General features: G+C 66.7%; 12 protein-coding genes. 6 read left to right on the forward strand and 6 right to left on the reverse strand.

All coding sequences use genetic code 11. The annotated features are described in order from the left end of the window. Positions 1 to 84: 84 nt before the first annotated feature. Positions 85 to 1,803, reverse strand: a complete 1,719-nt coding sequence (locus tag QW881_RS00120) for an outer membrane beta-barrel protein (protein WP_409999050.1) — start codon at positions 1,801 to 1,803, stop codon at positions 85 to 87. A gap of 170 nt (positions 1,804 to 1,973) precedes the next feature. Here QW881_RS00120 and QW881_RS00125 point away from each other — a divergent pair, with 170 nt between their 5' ends. Beyond that, the gene (locus QW881_RS00125; protein WP_315759454.1) at positions 1,974 to 2,975 is read left to right on the forward strand and encodes a KpsF/GutQ family sugar-phosphate isomerase; all 1,002 of its coding nucleotides are present in this window, start codon (positions 1,974 to 1,976) and stop codon (positions 2,973 to 2,975) included. Between the two features lie 51 nt (positions 2,976 to 3,026). Here the strand turns inward: QW881_RS00125 and QW881_RS00130 are convergent, their stop codons facing one another. Next, positions 3,027 to 3,569, reverse strand: a complete 543-nt coding sequence (locus tag QW881_RS00130) for a carboxymuconolactone decarboxylase family protein (protein WP_315759453.1) — start codon at positions 3,567 to 3,569, stop codon at positions 3,027 to 3,029. 142 nt (positions 3,570 to 3,711) lie between these two features. Between QW881_RS00130 and QW881_RS00135 the strand changes: the two genes are divergently transcribed. The 3 genes from QW881_RS00135 to QW881_RS00145 all read left to right on the forward strand — a co-directional run bounded on the left by QW881_RS00135 (position 3,712) and on the right by QW881_RS00145 (position 5,714). After that, positions 3,712 to 3,981 carry a helix-turn-helix domain-containing protein gene (locus tag QW881_RS00135; RefSeq protein WP_315759476.1) on the forward strand — a complete coding sequence of 90 codons (270 nt, stop codon included), beginning with the start codon at positions 3,712 to 3,714 and terminating at the stop codon, positions 3,979 to 3,981. Positions 3,982 to 4,068: 87 nt separating this feature from the next. Beyond that, complete coding sequence (locus tag QW881_RS00140) at positions 4,069 to 4,884, forward strand: arylamine N-acetyltransferase (protein ID WP_315759452.1); 816 nt, start codon at positions 4,069 to 4,071, stop codon at positions 4,882 to 4,884. Between the two features lie 14 nt (positions 4,885 to 4,898). Beyond that, a complete protein-coding gene (locus QW881_RS00145; RefSeq protein ID WP_315759475.1) occupies positions 4,899 to 5,714 on the forward strand; it encodes an arylamine N-acetyltransferase family protein in 816 nt (271 codons plus the stop codon). 909 nt (positions 5,715 to 6,623) lie between these two features. Here the strand turns inward: QW881_RS00145 and QW881_RS00150 are convergent. Continuing rightward, a complete protein-coding gene (locus QW881_RS00150) occupies positions 6,624 to 8,072 on the reverse strand; it encodes a glutamate synthase subunit beta (RefSeq protein WP_315759451.1) in 1,449 nt (482 codons plus the stop codon). 243 nt (positions 8,073 to 8,315) lie between these two features. Then, positions 8,316 to 13,052: a glutamate synthase large subunit gene (gene gltB / locus QW881_RS00155; protein WP_315759450.1), complete on the reverse strand. Its 4,737-nt coding sequence runs from the start codon at positions 13,050 to 13,052 to the stop codon at positions 8,316 to 8,318. 549 nt (positions 13,053 to 13,601) lie between these two features. Here gltB and QW881_RS00160 point away from each other — a divergent pair. After that, positions 13,602 to 14,603: a hypothetical protein gene (locus tag QW881_RS00160; protein ID WP_316158118.1), complete on the forward strand. Its 1,002-nt coding sequence runs from the start codon at positions 13,602 to 13,604 to the stop codon at positions 14,601 to 14,603. A gap of 185 nt (positions 14,604 to 14,788) precedes the next feature. On the opposite strand, the gene QW881_RS00165 is transcribed toward QW881_RS00160, so the two are convergent. Both QW881_RS00165 and QW881_RS00170 read right to left on the reverse strand, forming a co-directional pair. Beyond that, complete coding sequence (locus QW881_RS00165; RefSeq protein WP_315759448.1) at positions 14,789 to 15,553, reverse strand: alpha/beta hydrolase; 765 nt, start codon at positions 15,551 to 15,553, stop codon at positions 14,789 to 14,791. A 165-nt stretch (positions 15,554 to 15,718) separates the two neighbouring features. Further along, a complete protein-coding gene (locus QW881_RS00170; protein WP_315759446.1) occupies positions 15,719 to 16,195 on the reverse strand; it encodes an Hsp20 family protein in 477 nt (158 codons plus the stop codon). 191 nt (positions 16,196 to 16,386) lie between these two features. Between QW881_RS00170 and QW881_RS00175 the strand changes: the two genes are divergently transcribed. Further along, positions 16,387 to 17,334 (forward strand): alpha/beta hydrolase, encoded by a 948-nt coding sequence (locus tag QW881_RS00175; RefSeq protein WP_315759444.1) that lies wholly within the window; start codon positions 16,387 to 16,389, stop codon positions 17,332 to 17,334. Positions 17,335 to 17,348 lie beyond the last annotated feature (14 nt).

The raw sequence follows: 17,348 nt of genomic DNA on the forward strand, positions 1-17,348 counted from the left end.
GACGGTGGGCACGTCGCGCCAACTAATAGGGAATATGCGGAGAGAGCGGAGCCTGCGCGCCTTTGCCCACCCTACGATTCCTGCTCAATTCTGCAGCCTTACGCCCAGCATCACCACCGTGCCGGACGACCCAGCACCCGTGATGTTGGAGTCGAGCTTGTCGTAGCGCAGCGTGCCCTTGACCCAGACGTTCCGCGACATCTTGTAGACGAGGTTGCCCTCCGCCGAATAGGTGCGGTCGCTGCGGCCGTAGCCCTGATAGTCGAGCGTGCCGAAGCTGAACTTGCCGATGCCGGTCAGCCAACGCCGGAAATCGTGGTCGACCTGCACCGTGTAGGTGCGCACCAGCACGCCGGAGGCGCCGGCCACCGTGGTCTCTGCGAGCTGCGTGTCGGAGAGAAAGCGCGCGGTGGTCAGCGGCGTCGCCGACCACACCAGCGAGGCCGTGGTGAGGAAGCCCTGCAGCCGGTTCAGCCGCGGGTCGACATAGCTGCGCGTGGCATAGCCCATCGAGACCTCGCCGGTCAGGAGCCGGGTGAACTCGAACGAGGTGCCGGTCTTGGCGTAGCCGCCCGAGGAGTCGCGCTGATAGCCCGAACGGTCGACCCGCTGGTCGTGCACGCGGCTGTCGCCCTGCACCTCCGCGAACGGCTTCAGGCCGGGCATGACCTCGTAGGACACCCGGCCGATGCCGCCGAACTGGTTGTAGTTGCGGTCGTCGTTCGACGTCATCGTGCCGTCGGTCAGCTTGCTCTGCTGATAGCTGGTGCGGTCGGCGGTGGCGCCGGCCGAGACCTGCAGCCGGTTGAAGCGCTGGTCGATGCCGATGGTGGTGCCGAGCGTGGTGTAGACCGGATAGCGCGCCAATCCGGCCTGCACGCTCGGGCTGCCGGGATTGTCGGTCGCGGCACGCAGCCGGAGCTGGGCGCCGACCGAGGTGTCGCGGCTGACGTCGAGGCGGCCGTCGACATGGCCGGTGAAGTCGGGGCGGTCGAGCGTGGTCGGCGCCGAATTGATGCCGCCATCCATGATAGCCGGCAGGGTGCTGCCATAGCCGGTGAAGGAGCCCCGCAGGTCGGCGACGAAGGCGTGACGCTCCCAGTTCGACACCGCCAAAAATTCCGGCGCGATCATCCAGGCCGGCATGCCGCGCGGCCTGGCGAGGCGGGCCGGGTTGCTGTCATACCCGGCCGAGAGCTCCACCGCGCCCTTGATCAGGAACGGGCCGGCGTAATCGCCGACTGCGCCGAACGGGTCGTCGTCGATCTTGAGCCGTTTGCGCGGCGGCTGGCCGGGCACGGTGCCCGCCATGGCGGCCGGGACCGGTTGCCTGTTGGCTGTGGCCGACGGCGGCAAGGTCGGACGCAACTGCCCGGTCAGCTCGCCGGAAGGTCGCGTGCCGGGGCCCGGCGGCGGCTTGGGCCGCGCCTGGGCGGGATAGTATTTCGGCTTCTTCCGATTGCGGTTCAGCGAATCATAGCCGAATTCGGCAGCGCCGCTCGCTGCGGGCACACCGGGCAGGGGAACCAGATTTCGTCGTGCGGTCGAGCTGGTCGGCGCAGGCGTCGCGGGCAGCCCTGGCGTCGGTACGGCATCGGTCAGGCCGCTGACCACGGTCCGTCGCAGCGGGGAGTCCTGCGGGGCGAGGAAGCCGTCGCGCACCGGCCGGAACGCGTCGATGGTCTGGGAGTGGGCCGCATCGGGGCCGAGCGCGCCGAGCAGCAGGCATGCGGCGGAGGCGCCGCGCCACATCGCGCGCCCTATCGCGCGTCCTGCGCGGCCGCTGTCAGGCCTCCATCCCACGATGAAAAATACTCCAACAAAATCAATTGCGTCGTCGGGACACCCGCGCCGCCGGCAAACCGCCTCGTTAAGGGAGTAAAAACAAATATGGTTAATGGGCTGTTGATGGCGCCTTGCTGCCATACCCATGCTAAAGAGCGGCGCCTGACTGTTCAGCCTTGGAAGTCCGCATGCCGAGATCGAAGCCGTTGCCCGAAGCCGCTCCCGCAAACGCAGATATCCAGTCGGCGCTGCGCACGCTCGACGCCGGCAGCAATGGCATTGCCGCGATCTCCGCTGCACTGCGCGGTCCTCTGGGGCCGGCCTTCGCCGCCGCCGTCGAGCTGATCCGCCAGGCCAAGGGCCGGGCGATCCTCACCGGTCTCGGCAAGTCCGGCCACGTCGCCCGCAAGATGGCCGCGACCCTCGCCTCGACCGGAACGCCCGCCTTCTTCGTCCATTCCGCCGAGGCCGGCCATGGCGATCTCGGCATGATCACCTCCGACGACGTCGTCATCGCGCTGTCGTGGTCCGGCGAGCAGCCGGAGATGAAGACGCTGGTGAACTACACCAAGCGCTTCGCGATCCCGCTGATCGCGGTCACCTCCAACGCGCAATCGTCGCTGGGGCAGGCGGCGCGCATCGTGCTGGAGCTGCCGAAGGCGCGCGAGGCCTGTCCGCACAATCTGGCGCCGACCACCTCGACCCTGATGCAGGCGGCGATCGGCGATGCGCTCGCGATCGCGCTGCTGGAAGGCCGCGGCTTCACCGCGCTCGAATTCGCCAATTTCCATCCGGGCGGCAAGCTCGGCGCCATGCTCAAGCACATCTCGGACCTGATGCGCTCGGGCGACGCGGTGCCGCTGAAGCCGCTGGGCACGGGCATGCCGGATGCGCTGGCCGAGATGTCGGCCAAGGGACTCGGCTGCGTCGTCATCGTCGATGCTCGCGGCCACGTCGCCGGCATCATCACCGACGGCGACCTCCGGCGGAAGATGCGTGCCGATCTGTTGTCCGCGTCGGTCGAGGAGATCATGACGGCGAACCCGCGCACCGTCCGCCGCGAGGCGCTGGCCTCCGAGGCGCTGGAGATCCTGAACTCCGCCAAGATCACCACGCTGATCGTCACCGACGGCGCCAAGCCGGTCGGCATCCTGCACATGCATGATCTGCTGCGGGCAGGGGTGGCGTAGCTCGAAGCGTCGTTCCCGGGCGCCCGGCTCCGGCGCGCTTGGGAAGACCGGTCAGCCTGCGTTGAATCGTGCCGCATCGGCCTCCAGCGGCAGCTGCAGTGCGTTCGCGACATACGACACGGTGCGATAGAAGCCGCACAGCAGGATGATTTCCAGCACCTGATCCTCATCGTGATGCAGGCGGAGGCGGGTGAATTCGTCCTCGCTCAAGGTCGACCGCTGGTGCAAGGCATCGACCGCAGCGATCAGGGCTTGTTCGGGGGGCGACCAGCACGCCGCGTCGGCCGGCGCATTCACGGTGGCGTCGATCTGCTGCGCCGTCAGGCCGGCGTCTGTGCCGAAGATGCGGACGTGCACGCCCCATTCGAACTCGCACGCATTCAGCGCGCAGGTCCGATCGATGACGATTTCGCGCTGACGCAGGGACAGCGGGCCGCGGTCGAGCAGGCTGCCGCCGCGAAATTTGGTCCAGGCGCGCGCATGGCCGGCCATCACCCGGAACAGCATCAAGGGCGGCGCCCCGCGCATAATCTGGTCGAATTGCGCCTGGATGTCGGCCGGGTAGGGCGGCTGCAGCGGGGCGATCCGGGGCATGGCGGTTCTTCCTGTGCGGTGCTACATTTACTGTAGCAGTATGCTACGCTTTCCGTAGCGCTTGGCAAGCTGTTGGAGAGTTTTCGTGCCGAAAGACGTTCAACCGCGCCGGGTGCGCGGCTCGCGCTCGGGCCGGCCGGTCATGGCGCTGCTCGATCTGTTGGGCCGGCGCTGGTGCCTGCGCATCGTCTGGGAGCTGCGCGACGACGCCCTGACCTCCCGGGCGCTGCGCGCGGCCTGCGACGAGGCCTCGCCGACCGTGTTGCAGGCGCGGCTGGACGAGCTGCGCGAGGCGGGCTTCATCGTGCTGGGCGACAGCGGCTACGAGCTGACGCCATTGGGGCGCGAGCTGTTGGAGACCTTCCTGCCGCTGCATCGTTTTGCCGAGCGCTGGATCCGGCAGACGGGATGAGCCGAGCTTGGGCACGTGCGCGGTCCCGGTCTGGCCGGGCACGGCGGCGTCGTGCTATGGGCTCGCCCGAGACAGGGAGCAGAGCCGATGCCGGGCGCATTCGATCTGGATAAATATCTCGTGCGCATCGGCTATCGCGGGCCGCTGGCGCCGACGCTCGAAACGCTTGCCGGATTGCAGGCGGCGCATGTCGATGCGATCGCGTTCGAGGGCCTGGATCCGCTGCTCGGCCGTCCCGTGAACATCGATCTCACGTCGGTGCAGGCCAAGATCGTCGACGGCCGCCGCGGCGGCTATTGTTTCGAGCAGAACGCGCTGCTGAAGGCGGCGCTGGAGGCGATCGGCTTTGCGGTGACGCCGCTCTCGGCGCGGGTGCGCTGGCGGCTCGATGCCGACGCGCCGCTGACGCCGCGCACGCACATGATGCTGAAGGTGGACCTGCCGGAGGGGCCTCATCTCGCCGATGTCGGTTTCGGCTCCTGCCTGCTCGATACGCCGTTGCAGATGGTGCCCGACGTCGAGCAGCCGACTGCGATGGGCACGTTCCGTCTGACGCTGTCTGATGGGCTGTATTGGCTCGCGGCGAAGCAGCCGGCCGGCTGGCGCACGATGTATGTGTTTGATCTGGTGCCGCAGATCCATGCCGACTACGTGCTCGGCAACTGGTTCACCTCGACCAGCCCGTTGACGCCGTTCACCTCGATGCTGATCCTGGAGCGGTTGACGCGTGAGGCTCGCTACAAGCTGGTCAATCGCCGCCTGGTCATCGAGGCGCGTGATGGCGAGGTGCGGAGCGAACGGATCATCGAAACGCCCGATGCGCTGCGCAGCGTCATCGAGGATGTGTTCGGCGTCACGCTTCCGGTGCCCGTCGATGTGATCTGGAAGCGCATCGAGAGCTGACGGAAGGCATGACGATGGCCGGTGAGCTTCAACTGGATTCCTATCTCGCCCGCATCGACCATCGCGGGCCGCTCGCGCCCGACCTGTCGACGCTCGCAGCGCTGCAGGCCGCGCATGTCGACGCGCTGCCGTTCGAGGCGCTCGATCCGCTGATGGGCCGTCCCGTCCATGTCGACCTGCCGTCGGTGCAACAGAAGCTCGTGCTCGGCCGCCGCGGCGGCTACTGCTTCGAGCAGAACGTGCTGTTCCAGGCGGTGCTGGAAGCGGTCGGCTTTGAGGTCAGCGGCCTGACGGGGCGCGTGCGCTGGCGTTCGGCGCCGACCGATCCGCTCGGGCCGCGCCAGCACATGATGCTGATGGTCAAGGTCGACGGCTATCCGCATCTCGTCGATGTCGGCTTCGGCATCTGCATGATGGATGCGCCCATTCGTCTCGAAGTCGGCCCCGAGCAGCAGACGCCGATGGGAACGTTTCGCATCGGCACGTGGGACGGGCTCTATACGGTCAGCGCGAAGCAGCCGACGGGCTGGCGCATGATGTATGCGTTCGACCTCGTGCCGCAGATCCATGCCGATTATGTGCTCGGCAGCTGGTATACGTCGACCAGCCCGAACGTGCCGGCCACGCATACGCTGATGATGGAGCGTGTCGAGCCCGGCGTGCGTCACAAGCTGGTCAGCCGCCGCTATCAGCGGCAGGCGCGCGACGGAGACGTGATCGAGGAGCGGATCATCGAGAGCGCCGACGAGCTCGGCCGGCTCATCGACGACATCTTCCGTGTGACGCCTCCGGTGCCAGTCGAAGACATCTGGGCGCGGACGTCGAGCTGATCTCCGGACGACCGTGTCGTGGATGATGTTCGATTCTCGAACGTGCTTCGCAATCGATCGAGCTGGCAACAGTCGATACGAAGCTTTTTCGCGTGTTGCGCGGCATTTGAAGGGAATGCCGGCGTCCGCATTGGGCTTATCTTAAGAGTCGCACCTTTAGGTTGCGGGAACCCGAGGGGCTCGCGGGTCCGGCCGTCGAACAAGGGGGATCGCCCAGCATGACTGACATCGTGATGCACGCGACGCGATTAATCCTGCCGCGGACGTCGGAGCAGGACTGTCACCGCCGCACACGGCCTCACCCTTCCTGACATCAGAGCCGCGCGACGCGGCTCATCCGAGCTGGCCTGACGGCCAGGACGGGTGGGGGCTTCACGGTTGAAACGTCGACCCTGACGCTTCGACGCTCATCCGATCGATCATGCGGCCACGGCCTGACCTGCCACTTCAGGCCGAGCGGCGACTCATGTCGACGAAGCCCCCACCCCTTTTTCTGTTAGCGAGTTGGAGTCTCGCTACTCACACGAAAGCGGTGAACTCCCCTCCCCCTTGCGGGGAGGGGTGGGGGTCCGCGAGTCGCGCTCTATATGAAAGCTGAGCGATAGGTCCGCGGGCGGGTGCCACCGCGTTATTGCGAGCGAAGAAATCCAGAGTCATTTCCTCGGTCCTGGATTGCTTCGTCACTTCGCTCCTCGCAATGACGGGAGGGGGGTGGACGAAGGGCGTCCGGCGAGAGTTGCGACCGCACCAAGCGCATTTGACGCGCTGGCGAACGCAACGAAATTCAGGGTATGGAGACCCCCACCCCCGACCCCGCCCCGCAAGGGGGAGGGAGCGCACCGACGGTGCGGCGACAGATGAGTCCAACTAAGCGGGTCGCATCCAACTAACGCGCTTGATCGGCCGCCGCTAGCGCGGCAGCTCGGTCTTGCCCATCAGGAACTTGTCGACCGCCTGCGCACACAGGCGGCCCTCGCGGATCGCCCACACCACCAGCGACTGGCCGCGGCGCATGTCGCCGGCGGAGAACACCTTCGGCTGCGAGGTCTGGTAGTCGGTCAGGTTGGCCTTGACGTTGCCGCGCGGGTCGAGGTCGACGCCGAGGCTCTTGAGCAGGCCCTCGTGCACCGGATGGACGAAGCCCATCGCCAGCAGGACGAGGTCCGCATCGAGCACGAACTCGGTGCCGGGAACCGGCTTGAACTGCGCGTCGACGCGGACGCAATGCAGCTTCTTGACCGCGCCGTTCTCGCCTTCGAACTTCTGCGTCAGCACGGCGAACTCGCGCACCGCGCCTTCGGCCTGGCTCGACGACGTCCGCATCTTCAGCGGCCAGTTCGGCCAGGTCAGCGCCTTGTTCTCACGCTCCGGCGGCGCGGGCATGATCTCGAGCTGGGTGACGGAAAGCGCGCCCTGGCGCAGCGAGGTGCCGATGCAGTCGCTGCCGGTGTCACCGCCGCCGATCACGACGACATGCTTGCCGGCGGCGAGGATGTCGTCGCCTTCGACCTTCTCGTTGCCGACGCGGCGGTTCTGCTGCGGCAGGAAGTCCATCGCGTAGTGGATGCCGGCGAGGTCGCGGCCGGGGATCGGCAGGTCGCGCGGAGCTTCTGCGCCGCCGGTCAGCGCGACGGCGTCATAGTCCTTCAAGAGCGTCTTGGCATCGAGGCCATCCTTGCCACCGACATTGACGCCATAGTGGAAGGTGACGCCTTCGCCTTCCAACTGCCCGATGCGGCGGTCGATGATGCCCTTCTCCATCTTGAAGTCGGGAATGCCGTATCGCAGCAGGCCGCCGGCCTTGGCGTTCTTCTCATAGACGTGGACGTCGTGACCGGCACGCGCGAGCTGCTGCGCACAGGCAAGGCCAGCCGGGCCGGCGCCGACCACCGCGACCTTCTTGCCGGTCTTCACGGCGGCCGGCTCGGGCTTGATCCAGCCCTGCTCGAAGGCCTTGTCGACGATGGCGCATTCGATCGTCTTGATGGTCACCGGATTGTCGTCGATGTTCAGCGTGCACGACGCCTCGCACGGAGCCGGGCAGATCCGGCCCGTGAACTCCGGGAAGTTGTTGGTCGAGTGCAGGTTGCGCGCGGCCTCTTCCCAGTTGCCGTTGTAGATCAGGTCATTCCAGTCCGGAATCTGGTTGTTGACCGGACAGCCCGTGGTGCCCGGCGCGGCCGAGCCGGTGCCGTGGCAATAGGGAATGCCGCAGTTCATGCAGCGCGCCGCCTGGTCGCGCAGCTCCTTCTCGGAGAGCGGTACCACGAACTCGTTGAAGTTCTTCAGACGCTCGGCAACCGGCGCGTACTTGCGATCGTGCCGCTCGATTTCGAGAAAACCTGTGACCTTGCCCATGACCTACGACGTCCCTTGTCATCGTTTCCGTCATTCCGGGACGGCGCGTCAGCGCCGGACCCGGAATCTCGAAGTTGTGGGGCGAGATTCCGGGGTCACGCTCCGCGCGCCCCGGAATGACGCGACCCTCAAGACCCTCATCCTGAGGAGCGGCGTCTTCGCCGCGTCTCGAAGGATGAGGTCCCATTGTCGGCCTCATGGTTCGAGACGGCGCTTCGCGCCTCCTCACCATGAGGAGATAAGCTAAGCCCCGATCGCGATCTTCGGCTCGGCGTCGGCGTTGGCCGCGAGCTCCTTCAGGGCACGGCGATATTCCACCGGCATGACCTTGCGGAACTTCGGCGCGTAGTCCTTCCAGTTCGCCAGGATGTCGGCGGCGCGCTTGGAGCCGGTCGCCTTGGCGTGGCGCGAGATCAAGACGTGCAGGCGTTCGACATCGGACGCCAGCAGGTTCTTGAACACGTCGACCCGGCCATGCGCCTCGAGGTCGCCCATCTGGTGATAGGTGTCCTCGGCGATCATCTCCTCCGACAGCACCGGCTCCAGCTCGACCATCGCCATGTTGCAATGCTTGTCGAAGTCACCGGCCTCGTCGAGCACATAGGCGACGCCGCCCGACATGCCGGCCGCGAAGTTGCGCCCGGTCTTGCCGAGCACGATGACGATGCCGCCGGTCATGTATTCGCAGCAATGATCGCCCGCGCCCTCGACGACGGCGACCGCGCCCGAGTTACGGACCGCGAAGCGTTCGCCGGCGATGCCGCGGAAAAAGCACTCGCCGGAGATCGCGCCGTACATCACGGTGTTGCCGACGATGATCGACTCCTCCGGCACGATGCCAGAGTTGCGCGGCGGCTTGACGATGATGCGGCCGCCCGACAGGCCCTTGCCGACGTAGTCGTTGCCTTCGCCTTCGAGCTCGAAGGTGACGCCTTGGGCGAGCCAAGCGCCGAAAGCCTGGCCTGCGGTGCCCTTCAGGCTGACATGGATGGTGTCCTGCGGCAGGCCGGCATGGCCGTAGATCTTCGCCACCGCGCCCGAGAGCATCGCGCCCGCCGAACGGTCGGTGTTGTTGATCTCGGCCTCGATCTTGACCGGCGCGCCACGGTCGAGCGCGGGCTTGGCCTGCTCGATCAGCTTGCGGTCGAGCACGGCCTCGAGGTGATGGTCCTGCGCCTCGGCGTGATGGATCTTCTGGCCCGGCGCCTCCTTCTGCTTGACGAACAGCTTGGAGAAGTCGAGGCCCTTGGCCTTCCAATGCGCCACCAGCCTGGACTGGTCGAGCATCTGGGTCTGGCCGACCATCTCGTTGAACGAGCGGTAGCCGAGCGCGGCCATGATCTCGCGGACTTCCTCGGCGACGAAGAAGAAGAAGTTGATGACGTGCTCGGGCTGGCCGGTGAAGCGCTTGCGCAGCACCGGGTCCTGGGTCGCGACGCCGACCGGGCAGGTGTTGAGGTGGCACTTGCGCATCATGATGCAGCCGGCGGCGATCAAGGGGGCGGTGGCGAAGCCGAATTCGTCGGCGCCGAGCAGAGCGCCGATGACGACGTCACGTCCGGTGCGGAAGCCGCCGTCGACCTGGACCACGATGCGGCTGCGCAGCCGCTCGCGCACCAAAGTCTGGTGCGTTTCGGCAAGGCCGATCTCCCACGGCGAGCCGGCATGCTTGATCGAGGTGAGGGGAGAGGCACCGGTGCCGCCCTCGAAGCCCGCGATCGTGACATGGTCTGCGCGCGCCTTGGCAACGCCGGCGGCAACCGTGCCGACGCCGACTTCGGACACCAGCTTGACCGAGACCTGGCCGTCGGGGTTGACGTTCTTCAGGTCGTAGATCAGCTGCGCGAGATCCTCGATCGAGTAGATGTCGTGATGCGGCGGCGGCGAGATCAGGCCGACACCCGGCGTCGAGTGGCGCACCTTGGCGATGGTCGCGTCGACCTTGTGGCCGGGCAACTGGCCGCCTTCGCCCGGCTTGGCACCCTGCGCCATCTTGATCTGCATCATGTCGGAGTTGACGAGATATTCCGTCGTCACGCCGAACCGGCCCGAGGCGACCTGCTTGATCGCCGAGCGCATGGAATCGCCGTTGGGCAGCGGCTTGAAGCGGTCGGCTTCCTCGCCGCCTTCGCCGGTGTTCGACTTGCCGCCGATCCGGTTCATGGCGATCGCGAGCGTGGTGTGGGCCTCGCGCGAGATCGAGCCGAACGACATCGCGCCGGTGGCGAAGCGCTTGACGATCTCCTTCGCCGGCTCGACCTCGTCGAGCGGGACCGGCTTGCGCCTGTCGTCCTCGGCCGACTTGATCCGGAACAGGCCGCGCAGGGTCAGCAGCCGCTCGGACTGCTCGTTGAGCAGCCTGGCGAACGCCTGGTAGCGCTCCCTCGAATTGCCGCGCACCGCATGCTGCAGCGTCGCGACCGATTCCGCGGTCCAGGCGTGGTCCTCGCCGCGGGTGCGGAAGGCATATTCGCCGCCGACGTCGAGCGCGGTCTTGTAGACCAGCGCGTCGCCGAACGCGTCGCGATGACGGCGCGTGGTCTCCTCGGCGATCTCCGGCAGGCCGACACCTTCGATGCGGGTGTGGGTGCCGTAGAAGAACTTCTGCACGAACTCGGCCTTCAGTCCGACCGCGTCGAAGATCTGCGCGCCGCAATAGGACTGGTAGGTCGAGATGCCCATCTTCGACATGACCTTGAGCAGGCCCTTGCCGATCGACTTGATGTAGCGCTTGACGACCTCGTAGTCGCTCAGCGCGCCCGGCAGCTTGTCCTTGAGCGCGATGATGGTCTCGAAGGCGAGATAAGGATTGATCGCCTCGGCGCCGTAGCCGGCCAGACAGGCGAAGTGATGCACCTCGCGCGGCTCGCCCGACTCCACCACGAGACCCACCGACGTGCGCAGGCCGGTGCGGATCAGGTGATGATGCACGGCGGCGCAGGCGAGCAGCGACGGGATCGGAATCCGGTCGGCCGAGACCATGCGGTCGGACAGGATGATGATGTTGACGCCCTCGCGCACCGCGGCTTCGGCGCGGCCGCAGAGATCGTCGAGCATCTGCTCGAAGCCGGCGGCGCCCAGGCTCGCATCGAAGGTGGTGTCGAGCGTGCGCGAGACGAAGTGGCTGTCGGAGACCTCCGAGATCGAGCGGATCTTCTCGAGGTCCGCATCGGTCAGGATCGGCTGATGCACCTCGAGCCGCTTGGTCGAGGCGACGCCTTCGAGGTCGAACAGGTTGGGCCGCGGGCCGATGATCGAGACCAGGCTCATCACCAGCTCCTCGCGGATCGGGTCGATCGGCGGATTGGTGACCTGGGCGAAGTTCTGCTTGAAGTAGGTGAACAGCAGCTTCGGCTTGTCCGACAGCGCCGAGATCGGCGTGTCGTTGCCCATCGAGCCCGTGGCCTCCTCGCCGGTCGCCGCCATCGGCGTCATCAGGATCGCGATGTCTTCCTGGCTGTAGCCGAATGCCTGCTGCCGGTCCAAGAGCGGCAGGTTGGTGCGCGCGCCCGTGGTCGGCGCATCCGGCAGCTTCTCGACCTGGATCTGCGTGCGCGTGAGCCATTCCTGGTAGGGATGGCTGGCGGCGAGCTGCGCCTTGATCTCGTCGTCGGGGATCAGGCGGCCCTGCTCAAGGTCGACCAGCAGCATCTTGCCCGGCTGCAGCCGCCATTTGGTGACGATCTGGTCCTCAGGAATCTTGAGCACGCCCATTTCGGACGCCATCACGATGCGGTCGTCCTTGGTGACGAGATAGCGCGCCGGCCGCAGGCCGTTGCGGTCGAGCGTGGCGCCGATCTGGCGGCCGTCGGTGAAGGCGATCGCGGCGGGGCCGTCCCACGGCTCCATCAGCGCGGCGTGATATTCGTAGAATGAACGCCGCTCCTCGCTCATCAGCGGATTGCCGGCCCACGCCTCGGGGATCATCATCATGACCGCGTGCGGCAGCGAGTAGCCGCCCTGCACCAGGAATTCGAGCGCGTTGTCGAAGCAGGCGGTATCGGACTGGCCTTCATACGAGATCGGCCAGAGCCGGCTGATGTCCTTGCCGAACAGCTCCGATGACACCGAGGCCTGCCGCGCCGCCATCCAGTTGACGTTGCCGCGCAGGGTGTTGATCTCGCCATTGTGCGCGATCATCCGATACGGATGCGCCAGCGACCAGGTCGGGAAGGTGTTGGTCGAGAAGCGCTGGTGCACCAGCGCCAGCGCGCTGTCGAAGTCCGGCTCGTGCAGGTCGGCGTAGTACTTGCCGAGCTGGTCGGCCAGGAACATGCCCTTGTAGATCACGGTCCGGCACGACATCGAGCACGGGTAATAGCCCGACATGCCGCGGTCGCGGCGCTGATAGATCGCCTGCGAGATCGACTTCCTGAGGATGTAGAGCTTGCGCTCGAACTCGTCCTCGGTCTTGGCGGCGCCGTTGCGGCCGATGAACACCTGCATGCTGCGCGGCTCGGTCGGCTTGACCGTCACGCCCAGCGAGGAGTTGTCGGTCGGCACGTCGCGCCAGCCGAGCAGCACCAGGCCTTCGTCCTCGATCTGGTCGGCGATGATGCTCTTGATGACGTTCCGCCAGGCTTCGTCGCGCGGCATGAACAGCGCGCCGATGGCGTATTCGCCGGGGGCGGGCAAGGTGAAGCCGAGCTCCTTTGCCTTGCGCGAGAAGAAGGCATGCGGGATCTGCACCAGGATGCCGGCACCGTCGCCGAAGCGCGGGTCGGCGCCGACGGCGCCACGGTGCTCGAGGTTGCAGAGGATGCTCAGCGCGTCGGCGACGATCTGATGCGACTTCTGGCCCTTGATGTTGGCGATGAAGCCGACGCCGCAGGAATCCTTCTCCTGGCTCGGGTCATACAGACCTTCGGCTTCCGGGCGCCACGTATGCAGCTCGCGGGTGATCTCGGCCGGTTTTTCACGCGAATCCACAGCCAGCACCGCGCCGCCCAACTTTCCGTGCTCGACCTTCGATCCGCTCATATCCGTCCCCATAAATTATTGGTCAGGGCCTTCACCACAGTCCGGTACAGTCCGTCCGGCGCACCCCGGGCGCTGCGCGGCCCCTCTCCGGAGCCAACGCTCGTCCTTGTCAGCGAGCCGCATTTGCAGAGTTCAGGCCAGCCGCCGGGGGACCATGTCCCCGCTGGACGACCGCGGCCTGTTCATGTCGCAGCGCCCTCAGGCGCCGTAACATCATTGCAAAGTCTCGGTCACCTTTGCAACGAAATTTTAGACAGCATTTCTGTCCTAAACCGCAAGATGCCAAACTTTAACCTATCACACAAGCACCGCGGAGTCCTGAGTCCGGGCGCCGCAACGCGCCCATTCCCCGGCAAATCTTCCGTTTCCGCCGCTGACCGAACGACCCGACCGGGCCGGGCGATCACGCGCTGCGCTCGATTTTGAAACCTGACGCCCCGATCCCGCCCCCTCGCCGACCCAGGACCGCCGGAATCACGGCAGAACTTCCGCGGCACTTGAGAAGAAGCGAACAGCTTCACGTGCGGGGGCATGCAGGAGCTTTGAGCCATGAAGTTGCTAGTTGGAGTCGTCTCAGCCGCGTTGATCGCGCCGTTTGCCGCGCAGGCCGAGCCGTTGCCGCCATCGGGCGTCCGTGCGCCCTACACGGCGGTCTCCGATTTCGATGCGCCCTATCCGGATCTGCCGCCGCCGGCCGTCGTGCCCGCACCGCCGCCGCGTTACGGCTACCGGCCGGGCCCTGACTACGGCTACCGCGACGAGCGCTATGTGCCGCCGGCGCCGGTCTACCGTCAGGACGGCTACCAGCAGGATTATGGCTATGCGCCGGCGTTCCTGCCGGTGCATGAGGTCTATGCGATTTTGCGCGACAACGGCTTCTCGCCGCTCGGCGTGCCGCGTCAGCGCGGCAATGTCTACGTCGTGGCGGTGCTCGATCGCCAGGGCGAGGACGGCAAGCTCGTGGTCGATGCCCGCTCCGGCCGCATCATCCGCTTCGTGCCGGCGTTCCAATGGGGCGAGGAGTACGAGCGGATGCGCTATGAGCCGAGCCCGCGCGGCGGCCTCGACCGCCTGCCGCCGCCGAGCGTGATCCGGGCCGATCCGCGCCTGGTGCCGCCGATGCCGGCTGCGCCGCGCGTTGCCACCGCGGTGCCGGTTCAGCCGAAGGTGCCGACGCCAGCAGCCCGACCGGCAGCGCCGTCGCCGCAGACCGCGGCGCTCAACCCGAAGCCGACGGAGGCTCCCAAAGCCCTTCCGCCCAGGCCTGCGGACATCAAGCCGGCCGAAGCCAAACCCGCCGACGTCAAGCCTGCCGAGACGAAGCCGGTCGAAGCCAAGGCCGACGGGCCGAAGACGGGCGAGGCCAAGCCGTCCGAGGCCAAGTCATCCGAGGCCAAGTCATCCGAGGCGAAGCCGTCTGATGCCAAGCCGGTGCAGTCGGCAGCCGCGCCGCCTCAGACCACCGGCTCCGTAGCGCCGGCGGCCGCGGCCAAGCCGACACCGCAGATCCAGCCGACGGCAAAGATGCCTCCGGTGCAGGGGCTGGATTAGAGGCGATTGAGCGGTCTGCCCGGCCGCGAGCCATCACAACTGTCATCGCCCGGCGTGACCGGGCGATCCAGTCACCACCAGCATCTCGGTTGCTCGTGACTGCCGCGGCGTGCTGAATGCCCGCCTTCGCGGGCATGACAGCGTTGCTTGTTGCCGCTGGGACGAGTCCCGCACCATCAATCGGACTACTCGTGCTGACCGGCGGCCTTCAGGATCAGATCAGCGATCTCCTTCGGATGTGAGACCAGCGACAGGTGCCCGGCGTCGAGCTCGATCGTGGTCGCCTTCATGCGGCTGGCCAGGAAGCGCTCGAAATCGGGATCGATCGTCTTGTCCTGCTTCGACACCGCATAGAAGGACGGCTTGTCGTGCCATGCCGCCTGGGTGGTGCGGTTGCCGAAGATCGTCGCCGCGGTCGGCCATTGCACCGCATAGAGCTCCTTGGCCGTCGTCGCATCGACGCCATTGGCGAAATACTTCAGGAAGGCGTCCTCGTTGAGCTTGGTGTCGCCGTCATGGTCGACGATGCCGGCGCGGGCCGGCGGTGTCGGATATTGACCGGCGAGCTTGACGAAATCCTCGCCCGCGTCGGGCGCACGCGCCGCGACATAGACCAGCGCGCTGACCTTCGGGTCGGTGCCGACCTCGCTCACGACCGTGCCGCCCCAGGAATGGCCGACCAGCACGGCCGGTCCGTCCTGCTCGGCCAGTGCGCGGCGGGTGGCAGCCGCGGAGTCCGCCAGCGACGTCAGCGGATTCTGCACGGCGGTGACCTTGAGGCCAGCGGCCTGCAGATAGGGGATGACCTTGGCCCAGCTCGAGCCGTCGGCCCAGGCGCCGTGCACCAGCACGACGTTGTGGACCTTGGGCGGCAGCGCCGGCTGCGCCAGAGCGGGGCCGGCAAAAGCCGACAGGGCGGCGATGAGGGTGAGGGTACGAACGACGTTCATGTTAACGGCTCCAGTGGCTCGGGTTGGCGAGGTGATCACTGGGGTCTTCGCGGGCAGGGCGCAGACCGTTACCGTCAGTCACGGTCGTTTGATTGCACTGCAGCACCACACAAAAAAAACGCCCCGGCTGCCCGGGGCGTTCGCATTCCTGAGTATGTGTGCCGGTTACGCGGCGGCCTTCTCGGCCGAACCCTCGATCGCCGGCTGCTCAGCTTGCGCGTTCGTCGAGATCGGAATCGACCGCGGCTTCTTGGCCTCGGGGATCTCGCGCACGAGGTCGACGTGGAGCAGGCCGTTCTCGAGGCTGGCGTTCTTCACCACCACGTGGTCGGCGAGCTGGAACGAGCGCTCGAAGGCGCGGGCGGCGATGCCGCGATACAGCAACTCGCTCTTCTTGCCGTTCTCGTTGGCGGCCTTCTCGCCCTTGATCGTCAGCGTGTTTTCCTTCGCGACGAGGGAGAGCTCATCCTTGCCAAAGCCGGAGACGGCGACGGTGATGCGGTAGGCGTTCTCACCGGTGCGCTCGATATTGTAGGGCGGATAGCCGGGGGTGGGATCGCTGGTGGCCTGGTCGAGCAGCGAGAACAGACGGTCGAAACCGACGGTGGAACGATAGAAGGGGGTGAGGTCGTAGGTACGCATGGTCAAAGTCCTCCATTGAGCGACTGTTGGCAAACCCGCCCGCCATCGGGCCGGGCTGTCGTGCAGCCTGACGGCCTGCACGGCCTCGATATGGGTCGGACGTTTCGACGTTCAAGGGCGTCCGAGACCTGCTCTTTTTGCCGTTCCACCCCTTGATTCCCACTGCCTTTCACCTATTCGATGGGCGCCTCATGACGCTCGTCTCGATTCCCGCCAATCCCGTCCCCGAAAACGCCACCGCCGGCACCATCAAGACTCCCGATGGTGCCGAGCTGCGCTTTGCGCGCTGGGCCCCGCCGGCCGGGCGCAAGGGCACGGTGTGCGTGTTCACCGGCCGCAGCGAGATGATCGAGAAGTATTTCGAGACGGTGCGCGACCTGCGCGACCGCGGCTTTGCGGTCGCGATCATCGACTGGCGCGGCCAGGGCCATTCGTCGCGGCGCCTGCGCGATTCCCGCAAGGGCTATGTGCGCTCGTTCTCCGACTACGAACTCGACGTCGAGACCTTCGTCACCCAGGTCGTGCTGCCGGATTGTCCGCCGCCTTATTTCGCGCTGGCGCATTCGATGGGCGGCACCGTGCTGCTGCGGCTCGCGCATGCCGGCAAGCGCTGGTTCGATCGCGTCGTACTGTCGGCGCCGATGATCGACCTGCCGGGCAGCCGCACCGCGCTGCCGGCGCGGCTGCTGCTGCGGGCCATGCGCATCGCCGGGCAGGGCGGCCGCTACGTGCCGGGCGGCAATGACGAGATCAGCGGGCTGGCGCCGTTCGTCAACAATCCGCTGACCTCTGATCCCGTCCGCTATGCCCGCAACGCCGCGATCCTCGAGGAGGATCCGACGCTCGGCATCGCCTCGCCGACGGTGGCCTGGGCCGATTCCGCCTTCTCGGCGATGATGACCTTCCGCGGCATGACCTATCCCTCCCAGATCCGCCAGCCGATCCTGATGCTGGCGGCGTCCAGCGACACCGTGGTGTCGACCGCGGCGATCGAAGAGTTCGCCTATCATCTGCGCGCCGGCTCGCATCTCGTCATCGCCGGGGCCAAGCACGAGATCCTGCAGGAGCAGGACCGCTACCGCTCGCAGTTCTGGGCTGCGTTCGACGCCTTCGTGCCGGGCACGCCGCTGTTCGGGTGAGCGTGCTGCTGGAC

The sequence above is a fragment of the Bradyrhizobium sp. SZCCHNS3016 genome (assembly GCF_032484535.1).
Classification (GTDB): Bacteria; Pseudomonadota; Alphaproteobacteria; order Rhizobiales; family Xanthobacteraceae; genus Bradyrhizobium.